Origin of the sequence: Streptomyces prunicolor (assembly GCF_045162825.1) — a bacterium.
GTDB lineage: Bacteria > Actinomycetota > Actinomycetes > Streptomycetales > Streptomycetaceae > Streptomyces > Streptomyces prunicolor.
The window spans coordinates 10,879,376-10,902,428 of sequence record NZ_CP108676.1 but is presented as its reverse complement, the minus strand read 5'-3'; the positions used below and the strand labels follow the sequence as shown (position 1 = coordinate 10,902,428).

Sequence of the window (23,053 nt, the reverse complement as noted above, 5' to 3'; positions counted from 1 at the left end):
CCTCGTCGCTGATCTGCCGCATCGCAAGCCGCTATGGGATGGAAGCGAAGGTGTTGCGGTCGTGCTGGCACTGGCGCAACTACCCACCCGGGCACGACGGCGGGGGCGCGCGGGCCACGTTCGTCTACGCGGGCATCGACGTCACCGACAGCGCCGTGTTCACCGGGGTGCGCGGCGCGCAGCTGGCCGGGCGCGCCTCCCTGATCGACTGCGGGGCACTGCCCGCACGCGCCGGCAAGCGAGAGCCGTTCCGGGAGCTGATCGCCTCCCTCGAGCAGGCCCTCGACCTGCACGCCCACCGGGCGGGCAGCCTGCCGAAGCTGGCCCCCTACCTGCACGAGCGGACCGCCGGCCGGATCGGCAGCCTCTCCCGCCTGATCCGCCAAGCCGCCATCGAAGCCATCCTCGACAGCAGCGAACGCATCACCAAGACACTCCTGGACGGCATCGCGCTCGACCACCTCGCCGAAGAGCACTACCGCCCCCGCAACCCCGCCCGCCGCCGCACCCGCGCCAGCGGCCGGTGACCTCCCCGGCCGCAACCAGGCCATCGCCCCCGGTGCGGGCCGCCACCATGTGGCCATCCGTGCCCGGCCCGCTGCGCGTACGGCCGCTGCCCGGCGAGGCCACCGCCTCCTACCTCACCCGCCTCGCCGCCACCTACCGCCTCAGCCCCGCCCAGCTCCTCGACGGTCTCTGCATCACCGTCACCGGCACCGAGCATGCCCCGCCCGCCGCCGAGATCCGCCTCAACGCCGAAGCCGCCCGCCGCCTGTCCGGCTTCACCCGCATCCCCATCACACACCTCACCCGCGCCCTGCCCCATCTGCGCCCGCCCGCGCCCTCGTCGGCCCACACCGGCGCGCACGGCACCGCCACCGCCCACTGGCATGTGGTCGAACCCGCCCTGCAGCCGCTGCCGGCGTGTATCGCCTGCACCATCCGCCGCAGCCCGCACACGGCAGCCCCCGCGTGGATCCACCCGTCGCCGGGCCTGCCCCGGATCATGATCTGCACCCGCCACCAGCAGGCATCGAGCGACCCCCGGCATCCCGCGCCCCTCGACATCCGAGCTGTCCCCGAACTCACCCAAGCCCACCTGAGCGCGCGCCGCCCGGCCACACCGGTCTCCCTGAGCTGGGCATCGACGATCACGACACGCTGGTACGACCACCAACAGCACCTACACGAACGCTGGCACACACGCCTGCACCGGCTCACCGCCACCAACCCCCGCATGTCCCCGGGCCCGGCCTCCCCCGCCCTGACCTGCCGCGAACTGATCACCTACCCCGAGACCCTCACCCTCGCCACGGCCCTCGACCGCCTGCCCCCCAACCCCCTGACACGCACACAGCAGACCGCCTTCCTCCACCAACTCGCCGGCCGCCTCCAACTCCCCGCCTCGCACCCGCCGACCACGACCTGCTCTGGAAACGCCTGACCACCCGCTGAACCACCCACGTGCCCCTGCTGCCCCGACCTCAGCAAATCGGCCGACAAGTCCCCCTACCTGTAGGCGCGCCAACCACCCTGCGCAAAAACCACTGCCCCACCCAGCACACTGCGCAACACCAAACAGCCAGCTCAGCCCACGCACCACGCGTCACCGACCCACCAGCCCCGCACCAGCCGTTCCGACAAGGCGAACACACCGCTCAGTACAGCTGAACAACAGCAGGCCACAACCAAGATCACTAAGCAGCAGCACCAGCTACGCCACAGGCAGGCAGGGGGGTTATCGGGCCGCGTCGATCGCGCACTCGGCGGCCGGTGCGGTGGTTTCGGGGTCGCCGGGCGCAGACCCGGCCGCTGTCCGGGCCCGGGGGGTCACGGTCGCGGTTGCGGGCGTCTCGCCGTCGCCGTTGTCCGCGTCCGGCGCCGGGGCCCTCTCCCCCCGCTCGATCAGCCCCAGTGCCACCCCGGTGACGATGATGACGCCGCCTGTTGCCTGGGCCAGCCGGATCGTCTCCCCGTTGATCACGACGGCGCCGATGACGCCGATGACCGGAACCAGGTTGAGGATGTTCACGGCGACGCTCGGCGGCATCCGGCGCAGGCCGTAGTTGTAGAGCAGGAAGCCGCCGACCGAGCACGCCACGGCCAGGTAGACGAGCAGTGACGAGGCGGTCGCGCCCGGCATCCGCCAGTCGCCGGCCTCCAGCAGGGAGGCGAGGAGGAATCCCGCCGCGCCCGCCAGGGTCTGGTAGTACGTGACGCTCACGGCGTTCTGGCCGGCGCTCACGCGCTTGGTGAGCACGTTGTACCCGGCCCAGGCCAGTCCGCCGAGCAGCAGGAGGATGTCTCCCGCCCACCGTGAGCTTCCGCCGACCTCGGCTCCGTTGCGTACGACGAGGAAGGCGCCGGCGGTGGCCAGCAGCACGCCCGTCACCCGCAGCAGCGGCATCCTGGTGCGCAGGAGGACCAGTTCCAGCAGCATCGTCATCATGGGGTAGGTGGCCACGATCAGGGACGCGTCGGAGGCCGTGGACAGATCGACGCCGACGTTCTCCAGGACGAAGTACACGGTGATGCCGAGGAATCCGCTCAGGTAGAGCTGCCGGCGCTGGCGGGCGTCCGGCCGGGCGGGGCGGTGCCGGTTCAGGCGTATGAGCAGGCCCAGCAGCAGGGCCGCCAGGGTGAACCGGATGGCGCCGATGCTGAGCGGGCCGACCTCGTCCAGCAGCTGTTTGGTCACCGCGTACGAACTGCTCCAGAACAGGGCGGCCGCCACCACCGCACAGACCGCCCTCGCGCTGGGCCCTCGCTCACGCATCCGAAGTCGCCTCCCTCTACCACCGCTACCACCGCCGGACACGCAGACATACAGCCAGCGTCCGAACAAAAATCAGCCGATCCATCAGGAGGCTAACAAGATTCGCAAATAAGCTGCGTACAATCCGAATTACCTTCGGATTTTGCAGAGTGAGGCACGTGTGGACGAACTAGATTCGGCGTTGGTACGGATGCTCCAGGAGGACGGACGGCGCACCAACCGGGACATGGCCCAGGCGCTCCGCATCGCCCCGTCCACCTGTCTGGAGCGGATCCGGTCGCTGCGCGAGCGCGGCATCCTGACGGGGTTTCACGCGGAGGCCGACCTCGCGGCGATCGGCCGGGGCCTGCAGGCCGTGATCGCCGTACGGGTCCGGCCGCCGACGCGTGCGGTGATCGAGGCCTTCCAGACCTTCCTGGAGCAGATGCCCGAGGTGATATCGCTCTTCGTCCTCACCGGGAACGACGACTTCCTGGTGCACGTCGCCGTCCGCGACACCGACCATCTGCACGCGGTGGTCCTGGACAAGCTGACGAAGCGTCCGGAACTCGCCGACGTACGGACCTCGGTGGTCTACGGGCACATGCGCAAGAAGGTCATCGGGCCGGCCTGACGCCCGCGGGGACCCCTCGCGGGCGGGTCAGCGGGCCGGTGGTGCGGTCTCCTTCGCCGCCGTGATCAGCAGGTCGTTGGCGTCGGGGCTGCCCAGGGTGACCCGCAGACCGCTGCCCGGGAAGGCCCGGACCAGCAGACCGCGCCGCTCCCACCGCGCCGCCACCGACTCCGCCTCGCCCGTCGCCAGCCACAGGAAGTTGGTCTCGCTGGGCAGCACCTCCCAGCCCAGCCCCAGGAGCGCCTCACGGGTCCGCTCCCGCTCCGCCACGATCCGTTCCACCCGTTCGAAGAGCTCCGTCTCCACGCTCAGCGCGGCCAGCGCGGCCTCCTCGGCGATGCGGCCGACCCCGCACGGCACGGCGCACTTGCGCAGCGCCTCGGCGATCACCGGCTGGGCGACGCCGTAGCCGACGCGCAGCCCGGCCAGCCCGTAGGCCTTCGAAAAGGTGCGCAGCACCAGCAGGTTGGGCCGCTCGTGGTGCAGCGCGACACCGTCGGCAGCGCCCGGCGAGCGGTAGAACTCGAAGTACGCCTCGTCCAGGACGACCAGGACATCACCGGGCACCCGGTCCAGGAACCGCTCGAGTTCGGCGGTGCCGACGGCGGTGCCGGTGGGGTTGTTGGGCTCGCACAGGAAGACGGCCCTGGTCCTGGGGGTGATGGCGGCGGCCATGGCGTCCAGGTCGTGCACGCCTTCGGCGAGCGGCACCTCCACCGGGACGGCCCCCGCCATCCGCGCCACGATCGGGTACGCCTCGAACGACGGCCAGGCGTAGACGACTTCGTCACCCGGCTCCAGCATGGCCTGGCCGACCTGCTGGTAGATGCCGACCGAGCCGGGGCCGGTGACCAGATGCCCGCGCGGGACGTCGAGCCGCCGGGCGAGGGCGTCCGTCAGCCGCTCGGGGTGGATGGTCGGGTAGTGGTTGCTCTGCGCCGCCGCCCGGGCGATGGCCTCCCGCACGGAGGGCAGCGGCGGGTAGGGGTTCTCGTTGAGGAACAGCCGGTGGGAGGGGCCCTCGGCGGGCGGGGCCGGCGGCTTGGGCACATAGGCCGGGATGCCGGCGAGCACCGTGCGGGGCGCGGGGGCGGCCGCACCCGGGGTACCCCGGGTGCGGGGTGCGCCCGGGGCATCTGCCGTACTGGCTGTGCCGGCTGTGCCGGTCGTGCCGGTCGTGCCGGCTGTGCTGGTTGTGCCGGCTGTGCTGGTTGTGCTCATGACGGATTCGGTGTCCTCTCGGTCGTGTCAGTCCTGGTCCCAGGCTTGGCCGAGCCCCTGGGCGGCAGCCGCCCGGGCGATCGCGAAGCCGGACATGATGTCCTGCACGCCGAGCCCGAGCGACTTGAAGACGGTGATCTCCCGCTCGTCGCGGCGGCCCGGATGCCGGCCGAGCAGCACCTCGCCCAGCTCGGCCAGGATGTGGTCGGGCCCGACCAGCCCGGCGTCCAGCGGCGCCTTCAGGTCGCCGGACTCGGCGAGCGCCGACCGGCGGCTGTCCACGAAGAACGCCGACCGCGCCACCGTCTGGGCCGACAGCTCGCGGTGGTCCACGAAGGAAGCCCCGGCCGCGTTGACATGGGCGCCCGGGGCGAGGTCGCCGGCCTCGACGAGGGGCTCCCTGGCGGCGGTCGTGGTGCACACGATGTCGGCCCCGGCCAGGGCGGCGGCCGGGCGGTCCATCACCTCGACCTCGATGCCGGGTTCCTTGGCGGCCCACTGGCGGTAGGCCTCGGCGTTGGCGGCAGTCCGGCTCCACACCCGTACCCGGCGCAGCTCGCGGACCACGGCCATGGCCTCCAGGTGGCTGCGGGCCTGCACCCCGGAGCCGAGGATCGCCAGGTCACCGGCGTCGGGCCGGGCCAGTGCGGCGGTCGCCACCGCCGAGACCGCGGCCGTCCGTACGGCCGTCACCGCGCCTGCGTCCATCAGGGCGAGCGGGGCACCGGTCTCCGGGTCGAAGACCATGACGATCCCGATGTGCAGGTCCAGGCCGCGCGCCAGGTTCTCCGGCTTGAGCACCATGGCCTTCAGTCCGTATCCGGCCAGGTCCGCACCGGCCACGAAGCCCGGCATGGTGCCGAGCAGCCCGCTGTCGCGCTCGGGGCGCAGGATGGTGCGCAGCGGCTGGTCGACGAGGCCGGAGCTGTAGCGGCGCATGGCCTCGGCCATGACCTCGGTGGCGCGCTCCAGGGGGTAGACCCGGCGGACCGTGGCACGGTCGATCAAGAGCATGTGCGGGCGTTTCCTTCCTCGGTGTTCCTCGGGGGCGGGGCAGGCGTGGTGCAGAGGTGGTACGGGGGTGATGCGGGGGTGATGCGGGGGCCGGGCAGAGGCGGTGCGGGGGTGGTGCGGGGGAAGCGGCCTGTACGGCGTCCCTGTCCCGGCCGGGGGTCAGGACGTCGGAGCGGCGAGGGTGAACACCGACCAGAGCATGCGGATCGGGCGGGTCCGGGAGATGAACTCCAGCTCGTTGGCCTTGGCCGCGGGCTGGGTCGTCAGGGCCAGGTCCGTCTCCCGGCGGCGGGCCTGGCCGGCGGCGGCGCTGGTGGAGGCCGCGTAGAGGATCTCCTCCACCGCGTACCCCTCGGGCAGGAGTTCCTCGACGAGGGCGACCGGCGCGGGGTGGGTGGCGATGCGGGCCCGCTGGGGGATGGCGTGGCCGGGGGCGACGGCGATGCCGTAGTGCGGGGTGTCGAAGAGGAAGGCGCCGGCGAAGCGGAGCCCGGGGTCCATGTAGAAACTGTGCACGCCCGCGTACGCGTTGGCGATCACCAGGTGGCTCACCGTGCGTTCGCGCAGGGCCTCGCCGACCTCCTCGTAGGAGTCGTACAGCCGGATCTCCGGTACGTCTTTGCCCCGGTCGGCCCACAGGTATAACGCGGCCTGTTCGCTGCTCGTGCCGGCGGGGCCGAGCGTGCCGATGGTGTCGATGGACGGTCCGTTGGTCAGTGCCGTGTCTATCCAGCCGGGTGCCTCGGTGGTCATGCTGTCCCCCTGGTAGCTGTGCTGCCGGTAGCTGTGCTGCTGGTGCGGAGCCTGTCTTCGGTCACACGTGAACGGGGTGGAGCCAGCCGTCGTAGCGCGGTTGTCGGCCGCGGACGACGTCCTGGTAGGCGCTCATGAGAGCGGTGGTGAGCGGGCCGGGGGTGCCCCCGGCGACGGGGCGGCCGGCGAGTTCGGTGACCGGGACGATCTCGGTGCCGGTGCCGGTGAGGAAGACCTCGTCCGCGCCCGCGAGTTCGTCACGGCCCAGGTCGCGGAAGTCGGTCGGCGTCCGCAGCAGGTCCGCGGCGAGCGTCACCGCGGTGTCGCGGGTGATGCCCTCCAGCAGATCGGCGGTGACCGGCGGGGTCACCAGCCGGCCGCCGATGACGGCGAACACGTTGGAGGTGCTGGCCTCGGCGACCTGTCCCCTGCTGTTGAGGAGAATCGCGTCGTCGCAGCCGGCCGCGCGGGCCTCGTCCACGGCGAGCGCGTTGTTGACGTACCCGCCGGTGACCTTGGCGCGCACCGGCAGCGCGTCGGAGGCGGGCCTGCGCCAGGAGCTGATGGCGCAGCGGATGCCGGCCGGGTCGGTGTAGGAGCCCATCCGGAAGGCGTTGACGGACAGGGCGTCGGAGACGCCCGACAGGCTGACGCCCGGTTTCTGGCCGGGCAGCAGGGCCCGCTTGTAGGCCAGCGGCCGGATGTAGGTGTCCTCGCTCGCGCCGATCCGGCGCAGCAGTTCGGCGGTGAGCTCGCACAGTTCCTCGACCGTGCCGCCGACGTCGATGCGCAGGGTGCGGGAGCTGCGCAGCAGCCGGCGGTAGTGGTCGTGGGCGCGGAAGACCGCGAGGCCGCCGCCGTCCTGGGCGTAGGCCCGGATGCCCTCGAAGACCCCGGTGCCGTACTGCAGGGCCTGCGTGGTGACGGGCAGGACGGCACGTTCCAGCGGCATGAACTCGCCGTCGTGGTAGGCGATCTGGGCGACGGCCGGGGAGACCTGCGCCGGGGGAACCTGTGCCGGGGGGACCTGTGCCGGTGCGCCGTTGTGTGCGACGGTCACTGGGCCCTCCCGCCGGCCACGGCGAGCGCGGCGGTCTGCTCCTCGTCGGGGACGGCCAGCCGGCGGTCCTCCACCCGGGCGGCCTTCCAGCTGACCATGGCGCCGGTGGTGGTGACGCTGCCGAGCGGGCCGTACTCGAAGCGGAGCGGCACCTCCAGCCGGCCGTCGACGGCGCGGCTGATCTCGTCCTCGTCGAGGCGTACGGCGCGGCGGTCGTCGGGGAGTTCCAGGCGCAGCGTCAGCTCGTCGCGGCCGTCCACGGCGTCGATGACGATCTGGTAGTCCAGGTAGCCGCGCGGGTGGGTCAGCAGCAGCTCTTCGAGGTCGTAGCCGCTGATCTCGCGGCCGCCGATGCGCAGGGCGTCGCGGGTGCGGCCGAGGACCTCGAGGGTGGGCGCCGGCAGGGCGCGGCCGGCGGCGGGCGGGCCGAGCCGGACGAGGTCGCCCGTGCGGTAGCGCACCAGGGGCTTGCTGCCCCGGTAGAGGGAGGTGACGACCAGCTCGCCGGTGCGCACCCCGTCGCCGCCCGGGGCGACAGCCTGTCCGGTGTCCGGGTCGATGACCTCGTAGACGTTGAGCAGCGGGGCCGTGTACAGAAGGCCGTCGGCGCCGGCCGCTCCCATCACGGAGGCCTCCTGGGAGGCGTACAGGGCGTTGTAGACGCGGGCGCCCCAGACCTCGCCGATGTTCTCCAGCAGGCTGGGCGAGGCGAGTTCGCCGGTGCACATGATGACGTCGAGGCGGAAGTCGCGCCGGGGGTCGAGGCCGGCCGCGCGGGCCTTCTTGGCGAGGGTCAGGGCCATGCCGGGCGTGCTGAACAGGCCGGTGACGGGCAGCGTCCGCAGGGTGTCCAGGGCACGGTCGAAGCCGACCATCGGGGAGTGCGGCCACATCTTCGCCACGGCGTGGCCCAGGTTGCGGCACACGTCGCCGAAGGTGTCGCCGAAGGCGTGCAGCTCGGTCGGGCCGGAGACGCCGATGATCTGCTCGTCGCCGTACTGCCGGAAGATCGTGTCGTAGTACACGGTCAGCGCGGTGTTGTTGTGCAGGGAGTCGGTGTTGTCGCGCGGGCACGGGGTGCTGCGGCCGGTGGTACCGGTGGTCTCGTAGAAGATCCACGCCTTGTGCAGCGGCAGCGACAGGACGTCGGCGAACTCCTGCCTCAGGTGGTCCTTGGTGGTGAACGGCACGGCGGCCAGCTGCTCGGGCGCGAGCGAGGTGATCGCCCCCGGGTCCACGTCCGCCAGGTGACGGCCGTAGAAGGGGGAGTGCGTTGTGACGTACTCGACGGTGGCGCGGAACGCGTCCGCCTGATGGGCGGCCAGTTCGTCCTCGGTCCACCGGCCCGCCGCGTAGGAGCGGTGCCGGTCGCGTATCTCACGGGCGGTGCGGGCGAGTTCGTCGTCGAAAACTGTGAACATGCCTTCCTCTCGCGTCTCGTTCGCGTGTCTCGTGTCTCGTTCGCTGTCTCGTTCACATGGGGCGTTGCGGGGCGGGGCGGGGCGGGGCGTTGCGGGGCGGGGCGGGGCGGGGCGGGGCGGTGATCCTGCGTGCGGTGCCCGCGCCGGCCGTGCCGGGCCGAGGCGGGCGCGGCGGCCGAGGCGGGCGGCGCGGCGCCGGTTCCGGTTCCGGGGCCCGGCCGGAGCGTGCGGGCATGCTCCGGCCGGGCCCGCCGGAGTGCCCGGTGGCCCGCCGTGCCGCACCGGCCGGGTGCCGCACGGGCCGGGGTGCCGGGCCGGCGGGCGCGCCGGTGCGGCTGCGGTCAGCGGTACAGCGGCAGGCTCCCGGTGAGCCGGTCCACCGCCTTCCTGCTGCCGCACAGGGCCACGCCGATGTAGGGGAGTTCACCGGTGGGGATCTCGGCGGTACGGCGCGTGTACTCGTCGTAGGAACGCGACGACTGGGCCACCGACGTGAAGTCGACGACGAAGACGTCGCTCGCGCCCAGCGCCCGGACCGCGACGTCGCGCAGTTCCCCGGCGTCGGCCCTCAGGACGGGCAGCGGGATCGAGGTGATACCCGTGTGCAGCCGGCCGTCGGCGTCCTTCACGTCGTCGCCGACGATGTCGTCGGTGAATTTCCCGACCGACAGGGCGAGTGCGGCGACGGTGTTCATCGCCAGTCCTGCGGGAAGCTCCTTGTCGACGACAATGGCGCACTTCTCGAACTGGTACCCCACGTTTTTCCCCATCTCATGTACTCGTACAGAATTCGGACGCCACTCACCGGAGAGGTGACAGAATTCTTCTCAGGTTTATCCGGAAATCATTCTTCGACATCCGCGATCACCCAGTCGCTGATCTCCCGCCAGGCCCTGATGGCTTCCTGATGGAACGGGTGCACCAAATAGCGCTCCACCGCGTCCATGTCGTCCAGCAGACCCACGACGATGAAGTCGTACGCGACCGGCCGGGTCGATATGTTACGGCCGATTTTCCACTCGCGGAGTTCCGGCACCTCGCCGCCCACCTTGGCCGCGGTCTGCTCGGCCTGCTGGGCCCTGGCGTCGTCCCACGAAACGCCGGGCTTGAACTTGAACAGCACATAGTGGCGGATCACGGACGGCCTCCTGGTACGGGCGAAAGGGAGCGGTTTTCGGGGACCTCGCCGCGGGCGGCGGCGCGCCGGGCGAACTCGCGCACGGCGGCGAGCTGCCGCTCGCCCAGGGAGTAGTCGAGCACCCGGTAGTAGTCCAGGAGCACCTGTTCGGACAGGCGCCCGCCCGGGCCGCGGGCCGCCTCGGCGGCCGCCGAGGCGGCCACCTCCTCCGGGTGCGCGCGGGCCCGCCCGGCCGCGTCCGTGAGCGCCGCGGCCACCGCCCGCACCCGCTCGGGGTCCTCGCGCGCGACCTCGCGCCGCACCACCCAGACGGCGAAGACCATGGGCAGGCCGGTCCACTCGCGCCAGAGCGCGCCGGTGTCCCGCACCCGCAGGCCCGCCGGGGGCCGGGCGTGCAGCCGCAGCGCGTCGTCCCCGATCAGGACGGCGGCGTCCGCGACGGCCAGCATGCCGTCCAGGTCCTGCGGGACCCAGCGGTACACCGGACGCACACCCACGGCGTCCTCCAGCAGCATCCTGGCCAGCAGGGCCGTGCTGCGGCTGGCCTCCGAGAGGGCGACCACAGCCCCGTCGAGACTGCCCAGCGGGGCGCGGGAGACGAGGTGGCAGGAGTGCACCGGCCCGTCGCTGCCCACCGCGACACCGCCGGGCAGCAGCTCCCAGGCATCCGCGTGCCGCAGATACCGGACCAGACTGACGGGGCCCGCGTCCAGCCGCCCCGCGAGCAGTTCCTCGGCCAGCCACTCCGGCGGCCCGGACACCATGCCGAACGCCTCACCGGCCCCGCTGTGCGCCAGGCCCCAGCGCAGCGGGGCACAGTTGAGGAAGGAGATGTCCCCCACCCGCAGCCGGGCGGACCGGGCCGCGGAGACGGCACGACGGGAAACGGAAGCCGAGGCGGAAGCGGAGGCTGAGGCGGAGGCTGAGGCGGTACGGGAAGCGGCCGGCGGCCGGGAGACGGCGTGGACCACGGTCACGTGAGCTGCCGGCCGCGGCCGGCCGCGGCCGGTGCGCCGGCCTCGGGGGCGGGGCCCCGGCACAGTCGCAGAATGTCCGTCACCAGTGTGGTGCCTTCGGGGCCGAGCGCCTGACGGTAGCGGTCGATGACGACCGTCTCACGCGCCAGCTCGGTCCGCGGGCCGCCGCCGCTCTGGCGGCGCCGCTGGATCCGGGAGGAGACCCGGTGGCGGCTCTGAATCAGCTCGATAATCTTCGAGTCGAGAGCGTCGATCTCTTGCCGGTCGTTTTCTATTGCGTTGCGTAAATCAATCTCAACGGCATCCGCCGCTAAGTCCCCCGTGCTTTGCTGTGTCATGTACGCAAACTCCTTCAGCCGCCCCGGAATGGGGCACGGGTGAGCAGTGACGTTCATCAGACACCTGAATCCTATTCATGCCCTCACTTGATTACACAAGGCCCCCGAGCCCCTGTCTCGGATCGTGAGACGGAAGCGGTATGAAGCAATCCGCCGGGAACGCCGGCCGGTCGCGGAAAGTTCCCGAATCTTCACGGCGTCCGGGCCTCCGCGTGAACTCCCGGAGAACACCGCGCCTTTAGCAGACTCAACCGCCGAAGGCACACCGGCGCCCCGTTCTTCCGGCTCCCGGACCAAAACCGCAGCCGGCCCGCCGACCGTCTCCCCGCAGGAGCCGCACGGCCATCGAATTAAGTTCATCCACGAACGCTTTCCACCACAGCTTTCCGAACTAAGTTTGGATCCCGGTAAACACGCCGCCGGTCCCCCTAACATATGGCCCGATACGCCGGCGGCTTTCCGGCCGGTGATCCACCGCTCGTGGACCGGGGGGAGGTGAGTGGACCGGGGGAGGTGACACCCAGACCGGGGGACGTGACACACCCGGTCCCGGCCGCGTCCTGCGGCCGCCCGCCGGCGCCGGGTCATCCGCCCGAACACATCACCGCGGCCACCCGTCCGCCCACGGCCCCGCCCCTACGGCTGCCGGTCCCCGGCACCCCCTCCCGCCCCGCGCCTTCACGAAGCGGGCCGTCCGACGGGGCGCCGGACAAGCAAAAAGGCGCCTCCGGCCGGCAGGAACGAGGAGTGCCGAGGCCCTTGTCCCCGCTGTCCCCGCTGTCCCCGCCACCGTCGGAGGCACTTCCCAGGTGAAGACACGCATCAGCCCCGCTCCACGCGTCCCCGCCGCGGGCGGCACCGGCCGCGCGGCGGCATACCCGGCCGGTGCCGTGCTCCCGGCCGGGACCGCCCGCGAAGCCGGACCGGACCGGGCAACATCGGCGGGATCGGCGGCGCCGGCATCCCGGCGGTGTCCCCGGGCGGTGCACGGTCCGGGCAGGGTTCCGCCGGACGCCGACCTCACGGCCGCGCCGGGCGGGTACCGCCTCACGGATGCCCGGACACGGCCGGCCCGGACACGGCCGTGTCCGGGCCGGCGGCCCGCCACCCGGCGCCCCCCTCTCATCGACACCCCCGCCGCGGCCGGGCCGGCGGCCCCGCACGGCCGCCCGCCCCCGGCACCCGGGATTCCCCCGCCGCCGGCAGCCGTGGAACCGGGCACAGCAGCCGCCACGGCAGCCGGCCCATCGGCATCCCCACCACCGGCCCGGACAACCGGAACGGACAACCGGAACGGACAACCGGAACGGACAACCGGAACGGCCCGCCGAAGAAGCCGGCGGACCGTCACGAAAAACCGAGGTCAGGACACGTCAGAGGTCAGGACGCGTCACTCGATGGGAAAGGCCGAGACCACCGCCGGGACGCTCCCGCCCGCCGAGCCGACGGCCGGATCGGACACGTACACCCGCGTCCCCGGAACCGCGAGCTCGACCGGCAGGCGGGCCAGAGCGACGTTCGTCTGGAGTTTCGGGGCGTACGAAGCCGACGTCACAAAACCCACCGGCTCCGAGTCCGGCGACGGCGCGACCAGCCAGAAGTCGGACAGATAGTCCGCGATCGGATCCCCCTCCATCCTCAACCCCACCATCGTGAGTCTGTACGGATGGTTTCCGGCAGCAATTTCGGTCCGCATCCGTTCGATGGCATCCCGGCCGATGTAGTCCGACGCCTTGTCACGCGGAATATGGGCCGCCAACCCGACCTGGAAAGGGACCATCTCACTGTCGACGTCCTGACCCCACGCGAGTATCCCTGACGTGATCCGGTGCGGCTGAATAGGACCGGTCACCGCCAGCCCATACTTATCCCCCGCCCGAACAATCGCATCCCACATTCGCTCCGCGTAAATACTCGAATTCTTCAGGTAGACTTCATATCCGGCTTCACCGGAGAACCCGGTTCGCGAAACAAGTACCGGAAGCCCGCCGATCTCCGCCTCCACCAGCCCGAAAACAGGCATCCCGGAAGCCACATCACCGATGAGATCGGCCATCAACCCGTCCGCCTCCGCCCCCTGGATCTGGACGGGCGACACATCGATCTCCTCGATCTCGACATCGAACCCCTTGCCGACATTCACCCCCTTCAGCCACAGCGACAGATCCGAGTCGGAAATACTGAACCAGTACTCACCGGCGGAAATCTTCAGCAGCAGCGGATCATTGATCATCCGGCCACCGGAATCACACAGCACCACATACGCCGCACGCATGGCCGCCAGCCGCGTAACGTCCCTGGTCACGACGTAGTTGACGAACTCGGTGGCCTCAGGTCCCCGCACCCGGATCTGCCGTGCGGCCGCGATGTCCCACAACGTCACCCGCTGCGTCAACGCCTCGTACTCGGCCGCGGACCCGCCGTCCCCCTCGGAGCCGTAACCCCTGGGCAGGTACATACGGTTGTACACCTCCGCACGCCAGCACCCCGCCTCGACCGCCAGATGCCAATACGGCGACTTCCGCGCGCGCGTCGATATCAGAAGCTTGATGTCCGGCCGGCCCGTCTGACGCAGATTGACAGGAACCGTCCGATCCGACTGATCGACCGACGAGAAATTCGGATCCGCCCATTTTCCGGAATCGTTCGTCACGCTATCCCCTCCCGCGGCCACCTGACTCGGTGCCGGTTCATCGACGTACGCGGCAGCAGCGATACCCGCTGCGAGCCGGCGAATCGAACATGACGTATTCCCGAATTTAACACGGCCCGATCCGGCGGCCAAGTACTCCCCCGGACCATCTCACCCCCCATACCGGCCAGACACCCGTACCGCGCGATTCCGCTCGCATCAGCGGCAATCTCCACAAACCCCGGCGCCACAGCCACAGCCCCCCGCGGCATTTTCCAAAACTCCGCGGCAACCACTGCGAACCGTCCAGACGATTCGCATGATCATTACCATCGCAAATATACCGACGGTAAACACGCCGCGTAAAACCCAGACAGCACCGGCACCGGCACCGGCACCGGCACGGCGCCGCGTCAACACCGTGCGGGCGACGCCTCGCGACAACCGGCCCCACGCCCCACCGGTACGCACTGAAGCCCCGACAGCGGCCCGGCAACAGCACGAGCCCCGCGCTCCACCAGCAGGAACATTCCCAGGCGAAGAGGCCTACCGGCTCTCCTCTCCCCCTCCCCCTCCCCCTCTCCACGTCCCGGGGGGGACGGCCGGGCCGTGGTCCCGCAGGCCGGTTCGGTCCCGCCGGACGGTTCGGTCCCGCCGGCCTGCGGGACCGTCCGCGGGCGGGGCCCCGGCCAGGCCCCAACCCCGGGGCCCCGGCCTGACGTCCGGCCTCGCAGGCCACCCGGCCCGCTGACCTCCGCCTCCTCCCGGGACAGCGGAGGCGGCCGTTCCCCCCGGCCTCGGGACACCGAGACACGAAGCAGACGAGAACGGCCGCCGCCCACGAGTTCCCCCCGCCGCCCCGCCCGCGAGTGAGGCACCGGACATGTCGTCCCGCTCTCGGGCCGCGCTCCACGAGAACCCGCAGCCCGCGCGGCAGGGTCCGCTGCGCCATCGCCTCCCGTCCTGGTTCATCCGGCGAGTCCTAAGGCCGTCACAGGCCCGGGAGGAACCCGGAACCCCGCCGGCCGGCGATCTGCCGCGCTGCCGGGGCGGCTGCCGGCGGCGGTGACCGGTGACCAGAACGGTGGCGGGCGGGCGCCGGGCGCGGCGCCGGCCGGTGTGGGTGCGGCCGTCGGTCTGTTCGAGTCCGGGCGGCACCGGCTGGACCTGCTGGGAACCCCAGGTCGTCGTCGGGACCCGGCGGTGCGGCCTGGAGGCGCGGCATCCTTCTCCGGACCACACGCCGCACCGGTGCCCGCCGCAGGAGCATCCGCCCCCGAACACGGACAGGCGGCCACATGCCCGCCGGACCTGCCGGACCTGCCGGACCCGCCGGACCCGCCGGACCCGCCGGACCCGCCGGACCCGCCGGACCCGCCGGACCCGCCGGACCCGCCGGACCTGCCGGACCCGCCGGACCTGCCGGCGGGGGCCGCGTGCCCTGCCGCCGCGGGGCGACGAAACACCGTTCCGTCGCCCCGTCGAGGAAGACAGCGTTCCGTTCTCTCGTCGAGGGTGCGAGGGGCGCCGCGAAAACCCGCCCCCGGTCCGCCGCCCCCGTCACCCACGGGCCGCTGCCGTACTCCCCCGCCACCCCCACCCCATCCGCAACACCCGAGGTCAGAGCATCGAGACGGGTTTCATCAGGGAGTTCACCGGAAGTGCTGCGCCGGGTGCGGCAGGCGCATAGCGTGCGATGACCGGGCCGTTCCCCGCGCCTCCACGGTCCGTGCCTCGTGGGGCCCACGACCCTCTAGGAGACCCTGGAATGTCCTCCGACAGCTCCGAGTTACGTCCGCTGCCGCACCGGGCCGCACGGCACGCTTCCGCTGTCACACCCGGATGGGCCACCGGCCGGACCCGCCCCTGGACCGGACCCCACCGGGACCTGCGCCTGCTGCGCCGGGCCTGCCGGTGGCAGCGGCGGATCGCCGCCCTCACCGCACTCGGCTACTTCGCCGTCTTCCTGACCCTGACCGTCCAGACACCCTCCCTCATGGCCCGCCCCGCCCCCGGCGGACTGCCCCTGGGACTGTTCCTGGCCCTGGCACAACTCCCGGTGACCTGGCTCGCGGTCATCTTCTACGAACTCACCGCACACCGCCTCGTCGACCCGCTCGCCCGCCGGGTACGGCGCCAGACCCGCGACGCACAGGCCCGGCCGTGACGGACTTCGCGGGCCCCGCACAGTCCTGGTCGCTCGTGGCGTTCTGCAGCGTCGTGACCCTCACCCTCCTGCTGTGCGTGATCACCGGCCCCGACCGCGAGGACCTCGACGAGTTCTACACCGGCTACCGCTCCCTCTCCCCCCTGCGCAACGGCCTGGCCATCGCCGGCGACTACATCTCCGCAGCCACCGTCCTCACCGTCGGCGGGATCATCGCCCTGTGCGGCTACGACGGCGTCGTCCTGGCCCTGAGCACCCTGCTCTCCCTGCTGCTCCTGATGTTCCTGCTGGCCGAACCCCTCCACCACACCGGCCGGTTCACCATGGGCGACGTCCTGGCACACCGCATGCCCGGACGCGCCGTACGCATCACCGCCTGCGCCGTCACCCTCGCAGCCCTGGCCCCCATGATGGTCGTCCAACTCGCCGGCGTGGGACAGCTGCTGGCCTTCGTCCTGGGCTTCTCCGCCGGCGCGATGCGCACCGGCTGCATCATCGGCGCCGGCACCCTGATGATCACCTACGCGGCCATCGGCGGCATGCGCGGCACCGCACTCATCCAGATCCTCAAGACAGTCATCCTCCTCGGCTCCGGACTGGTCGTGGCCGCACTCGTCCTGCACACCTTCGGCTGGAGCCCGCAGACCCTGTTCACCTCCGCCGCACACAACAGCGGCGCCGGACCGGCCTACCTGCGCTACGGCCTGCAGTTCACCGGCGGACAACACCCCGCCCTCGACATGATCAGCACCCAGTGCGCCATCGTCCTGGGCGGCGCCTGCCTGCCCCACGTCACCATGCGCATGTACACCGCCGGCAGCACCCGCCAGGTACGCCGCGCCATGTCCTGGGCGGTCTGCGCCGTCGCCCTGTTCATCGCCGTGATGACCGTCGTCACCGTCGGCGCCACCGCCCTCATCGGCGCCAGGACCATCGCCGCCGCCGACCCCCGCGGCAACACCGCCTACCTCCTCGGCGCACGCGCCGCCTTCGGCACCCACCTCTCCCGCGCCGAAGGCCTGCTGCTCACCACCGTCACCACAGCCATCTTCCTGACCCTGCTCGCCTCCGTCGCCAGCATGACACTCGCCTGCGCCAACTCCCTCGCCCACGACGTCCTCACCCGCCCCGGCACACCACCCCTGCGGGAAATGGCACACGCACGCCTGGCCGCACTCGCCGTCGGAACACCCGTGATCACACTCGCCGTGCTCGCCCAGCACCACAGCCTCCAGCCCCTGGCCATCATCTCCTTCTGCCTCGGCGCATCCGCCATCGCACCCGCCCTCCTCCTCACCCTCTTCTGGCGCCGCTACACCCACGCCGGCCTCCTCAGCACACTCATCGGCGGCACCCTCAGCGTCCTCATCCTCATCACCGGCACCAACCTCGTCTCCGGCTCCCCCCAATCAGCCTTCCCCGGCGCCGACTTCAACTGGTTCCCCTTCACCACCACCGCCCTGGTGTCGGTACCCGCCGGCTTCCTCTGCGGCGTGCTGGGGACGGTCCTGTCGGGCAGGAGGGCCGGCACCCGCGAACGCCACCACTACGAAGCCGTCGAAGCCACCGTCCTCACCGGACCACCACACCCCCACAACGGCTGACCCCAACCGCACGCCATCTCCGCACAGTGCCATCTCCGCACAGTGCACGGCGGGGGCCGGCCACTGCCGACGAGGAGCACGGCGACACAGACCCCCCCCCGCAGGCGGCACCACAGGCACAGCTGAACATGATCCGGAGCGGCAGGAGCGGATACCCAGGGCGAAGAATCCCCGACGGAGGCCCCGCCCCAGCCGTTGCGCGCGCAGGAGAAACCCAGCACCACGGCGAACATCCCGACCGAGGCGAGCAACACCCCCCATGCCCATCCGAGCGCCCGACTTCGGCCAGTCGCGACTTGGGCCGGCCGTGAAGCAGCGTCATGCCTCCGACGAACGCGACGGCGGCGAGCAGCAGGCTGACGTACACACCAGCGCCGGCCCGGTCCGGAGGCCGGCGCATCGCCGTTGGGACCAGCCCCACGCCCGAGCCGTCGGCCACGGCACCGCCTCAGACGCCAAAGGAACTGGTCCGTTCCTTCGGGACGGTGAACGTGGTGAAGAACGCCCCAACCAGCCGGACCGTCTCCTCTCCCCCGCCTTCAGGAACCCAGCACAGGGGCCGCGCGAAACCACTGGAGAACTCACTGACGCCGGGGCCGGGGAAGTCGTGAACAGACGGTGATCGGTCCGCCCCCTCAACCCGAGAGGACTGCGACCAAACCGGGAAGGAACACGACACCGCCACCAGCACGCGCCGCCTCACCCAGCGCATCCCACGTGCAGACGGCCGCACACACCAGCCACACACAAACCCACAACCGGAAGACGACCAGGGGGCGGACCGGTGGCGGCCGGCCGGACCAGTGAGCGGACTCCGGCGGTCCGGCGGGGGTATGGCCAGCGCTAGCGGGTCCGGTGGGCAGGGCAGACTGCGAGACGGCAGACACCCTGGGTGTGTCCAGCAGATCGGGTCACGGCAATGGGGCGGTGACTGATCGGTGTCACGGACGCGGGATGATACAGACACATAGTGCGGTGCGTGCGGCTGCAAGGCGAAGCCGCACCCCACGTCCGCGGCATGAGCAGCCGGACCGCCCCCCTATGCGGCCGTGCCAGCAGTTCCCGCCGAATGCCCGGTTCCGGGCGCGGTCGCGGTGGCCGTCGCGGGGGCGGGGTGGCCGGGCGGGCGGGGCAGGACGCCGTCCGTGGGGTGGCCGATGATCCAGCTCAGCAGCGGGCCCGCCATCGTGGTCGTGACCACTGCCATGACGACCATCAGCGAGTACAGGTCCCGGCCCAAGTAGCCCAGTTGCAGGCCCACGTTCAAGACGATGAGCTCGGTGAGGCCGCGGGTGTTCATCAGCGTCGCCAGCGCGGCGGACTGCCGCAGCGGCATCCGGTTGAGCCGGGCGGCGGCGAACGCGCCGGTGAACTTGCCGCCGACGGCCACCAGCAGGATCAGTCCCAGCGTGCCCAGCCCGCCGGCGTCCAGTACGACTGTGCCGAAGGCGAGGGCCGAGCGGTGGGTGCGGGTGCGCACGACGTCTTCTCCAAGGTAGGTGGCGGCCATGGTGCCGGGCAGGGCGACAGGCCCCGGCGGCCACGATCCGGTGGCGGCCGGGGCCCGTCGGTCGGAGATCAGGGGCAACCGTCGGTGCTGGTGTAGCTGAAGTAGACCGTGCTGCCGCCGCCGTCGGCGTACCACCGGCCGGAACTCGTCCGGTGCATGTTGTAAAGGTTCAGATCGCTTCCGTCGTACCGGATTTCGGACCCGACCCAGTAGAGGTTGTTGTCCGCCCTGCCGAACGTCAGCGGGCCGACGATCCCGTCAGCACCGAGGTTGCGGTCTTCCTGCCATCTGATCGTCGCCGCTTTCGTGTTGGCCCCGAAATAGCAGTCGGCGCCGCCTCCCGGCAGGTAACCGTCGGCTATCAGGACGGACTGCCAGAGGCCCACCACGATGTTGTGCGAGTTGCTCGTGGTGGAGAGCGGCCCTTCGTCCCCCCAGTCGTCCGTCACCACTCCGGAGCCGTATATGCCGCCCTGGGACACACTCGCCTGCGCCGACGGCGCCAGCACCACTCCCGCCAGCATGACCGCCGCGGCCGTGACCGCGCCCCGTCGTACCCAAGTACCGAACACGGATAAACCGCTCACTGGTTCCTCCCCTGTCGAAGTTGCTGAGGAGGACCTTGTCATGTCCCACGCGGCGTCGACATACTTTTGCGACCGAGCGCAAATGCCCAGCTCATCAAGGGGAGTTGCATGCTCCGTATCCATTTCACGGACGCCGATCTCGCGCGCGTCCGGGTGGCAGCCAGACCGGATCCGCTCTGGGAGATCTTCTTCAGCCTGCTCCGCTTCCAGAGCCGCCGAGGCCGGTGGTCGTACGCCGACTGGCACCGCACCGCTCGCGCGGCCGTGCACGGCAAAGGCTTCGCACCCGCTGTCCGCGACGTGCTGTTACCCCTCTATCCGCGCGGCGCCTACTTCCCGGATTTCCTCACGCCCGGCGAAGCATCCGAAGGCCTGGACGCCGGCCTGGACGCGATCCTCGCCATCCCCCGGCCGCGGATCCTGCGTGAACTCAACATCCTGGACCGGGTGAGCGGCGCTCCCGCCTGGTCGCAGGGTCTGGCCGACCAGAGAGGACGCAAGGAATTCGTCCGGACGGTCCGGACCTACTACGACGTCGCGATCCTTCCGCACAGCGATCACATACAGGCACACATCGACGCCGACCGCTCCGTCCGCGCCCGAGCCCTGCTCGACGGCGGCACCGACGGCCTACTGGCCGGGCTGAGGCCGTACATGCGCTGGCGGTATCCCGTGCTGGAGGTCGACTACACCGAGGACCGCGACCTGTATCTGCGGGGACGCGGCCTCACGCTCGTACCCTCGTACTTCTGCTGGGGCGGCCCGGTGTCGCTGGCCGACTCTGGTCTCCCACCCGTCCTCGCCTATCCGCTGCGCCACGAAGCCCCCCGCACCGACACCGACACCGCCGGTGCCCAGGAGCCACGGGCACCGCTCTCCGCGCTCCTCGGCACGACACGCGCCGTCATACTCCGGGCGGCCACGGCCGGCGCGACGACCGGTGAACTCGCCCGCGCCGCAGGTGTCTCCGCGGCAGCCGCCAGCCGCCACACCACCGTCCTGCGCGACGCGGGTCTGCTCATCAGCCACCGCCAGGGCCAGACCGTTCTGCACACCCTGACTCCCACGGGCGCAGCACTGCTGCGGTCAGCCGGTCACCCCCATGTAGTGCTTGAGGCTCCACGACCACAGCAGTCGTGAGAGGAGATACAGGCCGAGGCCGATTAGCGGCGACAGCTCGGCCAGCCATACCGGCCCACACAGTGTCGAACCATGCCCGGTGATCACCCCGGCCGGGAAGTACGCCACGAAGGCCAGCGGCAGCCCGAACGTCAGCAGCCAGGACAACCGCCTGCTTTGGGGCACCCCAAAGCAGAGGAGAGCCCCGTGGGCAAGGTGGTCATGTACAGCTCGGTGTCGGTGGACGGCTTCGTCGCGGACGAGAATGACCAGCCCGGACCGCTGTTCGACCGATTGTCCAGCGGTAACGTCCCGTTGGACGAGCCGAGAGCGGCGAGCTGAAGATGCCGCAGACGTCCTACTCGGTCGTCGTGCCGCTGGACGCAACGAGGTCGAAGCCGTCCATGCAACGGCCGCGGTAGAGGTAACTGTTGGGGTCGAAGTGGTGCACGAAACGCTGGGCCTGGAACCCCAGGTAGCCCTCGACGTCGAACTGGGGACCGAAGGGGTCCTGGTCGGTGCGGTGTTCCTCGGCGATGCGGTTGCGGCCGAAGCGGGTGTCCCCGCTCCTGGGCCGAGCGGTAGGTCATCATGCCCAGCTTGCGGGCAGTAATCATGCCGCGGCACGGATACGCTGTGTCGCCGTAACGCCCCTTGTTCCAGTGCGGGCCACAGCGGATCGCCTCGCGCTGCAGTGAGCGGACCGCGATGGCGAACGGCAGCGTGGCTTTGTAGGTGAGAGCCGAGAACGGAGCGCGATCGTTGATCGTGGCCAGCACCGCTTCGTGATCGAGCTGTCCAGGAATGTTGATGAGGACTGGCAGTACCCCGGAGGCGGTCCCGGCTGTCTCCTCGCCCTCACTGCGAGTTCACGGTCCTGGGCGGCGTGGAGCAGGACGGCCAGTTGTGCGCAGTGGCCGCATGCTCGTTCGGCTCCGTGGAAGGATGAGCGGATGTGGTTGCGACTGCCGTTCGGGGACGAGTTACGGGCCCAGCTGGGATCGCCCAGGCGCTCTCGCAGACTGGACAGCAGCCCTCGCTCGCGCGTGTGGCGCGTCGAGTTGCCGGAGGCAACGGCGGTGGTGAAGCAGATCGTCGACGGCCCTGATGCCGACGAGCGATACGCCCGCGAGGTGGCCGCCCTGCGGCTCGCCGCCCGGGCTGGCATTCCCGTAGTGCCCGTGTTGCTGGCCACCGATCCCGGTGAGCGGGTCTTGGTGCTGGAGCATCTGGAACACCGACGCCCGGCCGGCGACTGGATCGTCGACTATGCAGCCGCGCTGGCACGTCTGCATGCCACCGCGCGCCCGGAGGATGTTGGGGTACTTCCCCGGTGGCAGGGCCCGAACCAGGCAGATATCGAGTCTTTCCTTCGGCTGGCCGAGGCTTTGGAGGTTTCTGTCACCTCTGGCATGTCCGGCGAACTTGATGACCTCGTGAACCGGCTCGGCCAGGCATCCGGGCAAGCCCTTCTCCACGGGGACCCCTGTCCCGGTAACGATCTCCACACCGCCACGGGGATCCGATTCATCGACTTCGAGCAAGCGTCACTGGGCAGCGGCTTGATGGAGCTCGCCTACCTGCGCATCGGATTTCCGACCTGCTGGTGTGTCACTTCAGCGTCGGAGCCGCTACTGGAACGGGCGGAGAGCGCATACCGCACCGAGTGGCGCACCCTGACCGGCTCCGATGCCCAGGACGGACTCGCGGACGCATGCGCCGGCTGGCTGCTCCGCGGCGACGCGCTGGTTGAGCGGGCACGCCGCGAAAGCACTGATCACCTGGCCCGGATCCCGCACCGGGACTGGAAGTGGGGCACCGCGACCGCCCGGCAACGGCTCGTCCACCGGCTCGGTGTCGTTGGCCAGATGACGGCCGACCACACCTGTCTTGGCGGCGTGAGCAGCCTCAGCACCGCTATGCGCCAACGAATGCTCGCTCGCTGGCCCACGCTTCAGCCGGTCCCGACAAAGCGACCGTAGAGGCCGACTGACACCCCCGGAACCGTCGACGGAGACGAAGATCGCCTGTGCCGGCAAGGGCCGGTACCACTGGCGGAACAGCGCCTCGAACTCCTCCTCGGGCGGGGCCGTCATTGAGGTTCCTGCACGTCCAGGCGGACA

The 23,053-nt window shown here is 71.0% G+C and carries 20 protein-coding genes and 3 pseudogenes; 9 read left to right on the top strand and 14 right to left on the bottom strand.

Going from position 1 to position 23,053, the window contains the following annotated elements:
* Nucleotides 1-113 precede the first annotated feature (113 nt).
* Both OG588_RS49260 and OG588_RS49255 read left to right on the top strand, forming a co-directional pair.
* Nucleotides 114-527, top strand: a pseudogene (locus OG588_RS49260) (ATP/GTP-binding protein); the annotation flags it as partial.
* A 59-nt stretch (nt 528-586) separates the two neighbouring features.
* Nucleotides 587-1,444 (top strand): TniQ family protein, encoded by an 858-nt coding sequence (locus OG588_RS49255; protein ID WP_405945453.1) that lies wholly within the window; start codon nt 587-589, stop codon nt 1,442-1,444.
* Between the two features lie 294 nt (nt 1,445-1,738).
* Here OG588_RS49255 and OG588_RS49250 read toward each other — a convergent pair whose 3' ends face one another.
* Nucleotides 1,739-2,776, bottom strand: a complete 1,038-nt coding sequence (locus tag OG588_RS49250) for a DMT family transporter (RefSeq protein ID WP_405945454.1) — start codon at nt 2,774-2,776, stop codon at nt 1,739-1,741.
* A 160-nt stretch (nt 2,777-2,936) separates the two neighbouring features.
* Between OG588_RS49250 and OG588_RS49245 the strand changes: the two genes are divergently transcribed.
* The gene (locus tag OG588_RS49245; RefSeq protein ID WP_366095571.1) at nt 2,937-3,389 is read left to right on the top strand and encodes an Lrp/AsnC family transcriptional regulator; all 453 of its coding nucleotides are present in this window, start codon (nt 2,937-2,939) and stop codon (nt 3,387-3,389) included.
* A gap of 27 nt (nt 3,390-3,416) precedes the next feature.
* On the opposite strand, the gene OG588_RS49240 is transcribed toward OG588_RS49245, so the two are convergent.
* The 8 genes from OG588_RS49240 to OG588_RS49205 form a co-directional block, all read right to left on the bottom strand.
* Nucleotides 3,417-4,610 carry a histidinol-phosphate transaminase gene (locus OG588_RS49240; RefSeq protein ID WP_405945455.1) on the bottom strand — a complete coding sequence of 398 codons (1,194 nt, stop codon included), beginning with the start codon at nt 4,608-4,610 and terminating at the stop codon, nt 3,417-3,419.
* A gap of 27 nt (nt 4,611-4,637) precedes the next feature.
* The gene (locus OG588_RS49235) at nt 4,638-5,624 is read right to left on the bottom strand and encodes an ornithine cyclodeaminase family protein (RefSeq protein WP_405945456.1); all 987 of its coding nucleotides are present in this window, start codon (nt 5,622-5,624) and stop codon (nt 4,638-4,640) included.
* Nucleotides 5,625-5,783: 159 nt separating this feature from the next.
* Entirely contained in the window at nt 5,784-6,377 is a 594-nt protein-coding gene (locus tag OG588_RS49230) for a prephenate dehydratase domain-containing protein (RefSeq protein ID WP_405945457.1), read from the bottom strand.
* Nucleotides 6,378-6,438: 61 nt separating this feature from the next.
* A complete protein-coding gene (locus OG588_RS49225) occupies nt 6,439-7,437 on the bottom strand; it encodes a branched-chain amino acid transaminase (protein ID WP_405945458.1) in 999 nt (332 codons plus the stop codon).
* Nucleotides 7,434-8,858, bottom strand: coding sequence for a phenylacetate--CoA ligase family protein (locus tag OG588_RS49220; protein ID WP_405945459.1), 1,425 nt, complete (start codon nt 8,856-8,858; stop codon nt 7,434-7,436). Before OG588_RS49220 ends, OG588_RS49225 begins: the two co-directional genes overlap by 4 nt.
* Nucleotides 8,859-9,199: 341 nt before the next feature.
* On the bottom strand, nt 9,200-9,616 hold the full coding sequence (locus OG588_RS49215) for a DUF2000 domain-containing protein (RefSeq protein WP_398842500.1): 417 nt from the start codon (nt 9,614-9,616) through the stop codon (nt 9,200-9,202).
* 86 nt (nt 9,617-9,702) lie between these two features.
* On the bottom strand, nt 9,703-9,996 hold the full coding sequence (locus tag OG588_RS49210) for a Dabb family protein (RefSeq protein WP_405945460.1): 294 nt from the start codon (nt 9,994-9,996) through the stop codon (nt 9,703-9,705).
* Nucleotides 9,993-10,838, bottom strand: a complete 846-nt coding sequence (locus tag OG588_RS49205) for a menaquinone biosynthesis protein (protein ID WP_405945461.1) — start codon at nt 10,836-10,838, stop codon at nt 9,993-9,995. Before OG588_RS49205 ends, OG588_RS49210 begins: the two co-directional genes overlap by 4 nt.
* Here OG588_RS49205 and OG588_RS49200 point away from each other — a divergent pair.
* A complete protein-coding gene (locus OG588_RS49200; RefSeq protein WP_405945462.1) occupies nt 10,828-10,977 on the top strand; it encodes a hypothetical protein in 150 nt (49 codons plus the stop codon). The genes OG588_RS49205 and OG588_RS49200 overlap by 11 nt on opposite strands.
* Here OG588_RS49200 and OG588_RS49195 read toward each other — a convergent pair.
* Together OG588_RS49195 and OG588_RS49190 are read right to left on the bottom strand one after the other, a co-directional pair.
* Nucleotides 10,970-11,311, bottom strand: a complete 342-nt coding sequence (locus OG588_RS49195; protein ID WP_405945463.1) for a chorismate mutase — start codon at nt 11,309-11,311, stop codon at nt 10,970-10,972. The two genes, OG588_RS49200 and OG588_RS49195, sit on opposite strands and share 8 nt — an antisense overlap.
* A 1,390-nt stretch (nt 11,312-12,701) precedes the next feature.
* Nucleotides 12,702-13,964, bottom strand: a complete 1,263-nt coding sequence (locus tag OG588_RS49190) for a glycine cleavage T C-terminal barrel domain-containing protein (RefSeq protein WP_405945464.1) — start codon at nt 13,962-13,964, stop codon at nt 12,702-12,704.
* A gap of 1,747 nt (nt 13,965-15,711) precedes the next feature.
* Here OG588_RS49190 and OG588_RS49185 point away from each other — a divergent pair.
* Nucleotides 15,712-16,110 carry a DUF485 domain-containing protein gene (locus OG588_RS49185; RefSeq protein WP_405945465.1) on the top strand — a complete coding sequence of 133 codons (399 nt, stop codon included), beginning with the start codon at nt 15,712-15,714 and terminating at the stop codon, nt 16,108-16,110.
* On the top strand, nt 16,107-17,714 hold the full coding sequence (locus tag OG588_RS49180) for a cation acetate symporter (RefSeq protein ID WP_405945466.1): 1,608 nt from the start codon (nt 16,107-16,109) through the stop codon (nt 17,712-17,714). The genes OG588_RS49185 and OG588_RS49180 overlap by 4 nt, the downstream gene beginning before the upstream one ends.
* Nucleotides 17,715-18,753: 1,039 nt before the next feature.
* Here OG588_RS49180 and OG588_RS49175 read toward each other — a convergent pair.
* Nucleotides 18,754-19,146 (bottom strand): annotated as a pseudogene (locus tag OG588_RS49175) (cation:proton antiporter); the annotation flags it as partial.
* 146 nt (nt 19,147-19,292) lie between these two features.
* Nucleotides 19,293-19,811 carry a peptidoglycan-binding protein gene (locus tag OG588_RS49170; protein ID WP_405953025.1) on the bottom strand — a complete coding sequence of 173 codons (519 nt, stop codon included), beginning with the start codon at nt 19,809-19,811 and terminating at the stop codon, nt 19,293-19,295.
* Between the two features lie 108 nt (nt 19,812-19,919).
* Here OG588_RS49170 and OG588_RS49165 point away from each other — a divergent pair, with 108 nt between their 5' ends.
* Nucleotides 19,920-20,951 (top strand): ArsR family transcriptional regulator, encoded by a 1,032-nt coding sequence (locus tag OG588_RS49165; protein WP_405953024.1) that lies wholly within the window; start codon nt 19,920-19,922, stop codon nt 20,949-20,951.
* Here OG588_RS49165 and OG588_RS49160 read toward each other — a convergent pair.
* Entirely contained in the window at nt 20,898-21,116 is a 219-nt protein-coding gene (locus OG588_RS49160; RefSeq protein ID WP_405953023.1) for an ABC-2 family transporter protein, read from the bottom strand. The genes OG588_RS49165 and OG588_RS49160 overlap by 54 nt on opposite strands.
* Before the next feature lie 21 nt (nt 21,117-21,137).
* Here OG588_RS49160 and OG588_RS49155 point away from each other — a divergent pair.
* Nucleotides 21,138-21,307 (top strand): annotated as a pseudogene (locus tag OG588_RS49155) (dihydrofolate reductase); the annotation flags it as partial.
* A gap of 576 nt (nt 21,308-21,883) precedes the next feature.
* Nucleotides 21,884-22,912, top strand: coding sequence for an aminoglycoside phosphotransferase family protein (locus tag OG588_RS49150; RefSeq protein ID WP_405953022.1), 1,029 nt, complete (start codon nt 21,884-21,886; stop codon nt 22,910-22,912).
* Nucleotides 22,913-23,053 lie beyond the last annotated feature (141 nt).

Bases quoted from the DNA above. Each gene is read 5' to 3' on its own strand.
- OG588_RS49150 (WP_405953022.1), top strand. From the start codon at position 21,884: ATGTGGTTGCGACTGCCGTTCGGGGACGAGTTACGGGCCCAGCTGGGA.
- OG588_RS49195 (WP_405945463.1), bottom strand. From the start codon at position 11,311: ATGACACAGCAAAGCACGGGGGACTTAGCGGCGGATGCCGTTGAGATT.
- OG588_RS49200 (WP_405945462.1), top strand. From the start codon at position 10,828: ATGTCCCCCACCCGCAGCCGGGCGGACCGGGCCGCGGAGACGGCACGA.
- OG588_RS49240 (WP_405945455.1), bottom strand. From the start codon at position 4,610: ATGAGCACAACCAGCACAGCCGGCACAACCAGCACAGCCGGCACGACC.
- OG588_RS49235 (WP_405945456.1), bottom strand. From the start codon at position 5,624: ATGCTCTTGATCGACCGTGCCACGGTCCGCCGGGTCTACCCCCTGGAG.
- OG588_RS49220 (WP_405945459.1), bottom strand. From the start codon at position 8,858: ATGTTCACAGTTTTCGACGACGAACTCGCCCGCACCGCCCGTGAGATA.
- OG588_RS49230 (WP_405945457.1), bottom strand. From the start codon at position 6,377: ATGACCACCGAGGCACCCGGCTGGATAGACACGGCACTGACCAACGGA.
- OG588_RS49250 (WP_405945454.1), bottom strand. From the start codon at position 2,776: ATGCGTGAGCGAGGGCCCAGCGCGAGGGCGGTCTGTGCGGTGGTGGCG.
- OG588_RS49165 (WP_405953024.1), top strand. From the start codon at position 19,920: ATGCTCCGTATCCATTTCACGGACGCCGATCTCGCGCGCGTCCGGGTG.
- OG588_RS49185 (WP_405945465.1), top strand. From the start codon at position 15,712: ATGTCCTCCGACAGCTCCGAGTTACGTCCGCTGCCGCACCGGGCCGCA.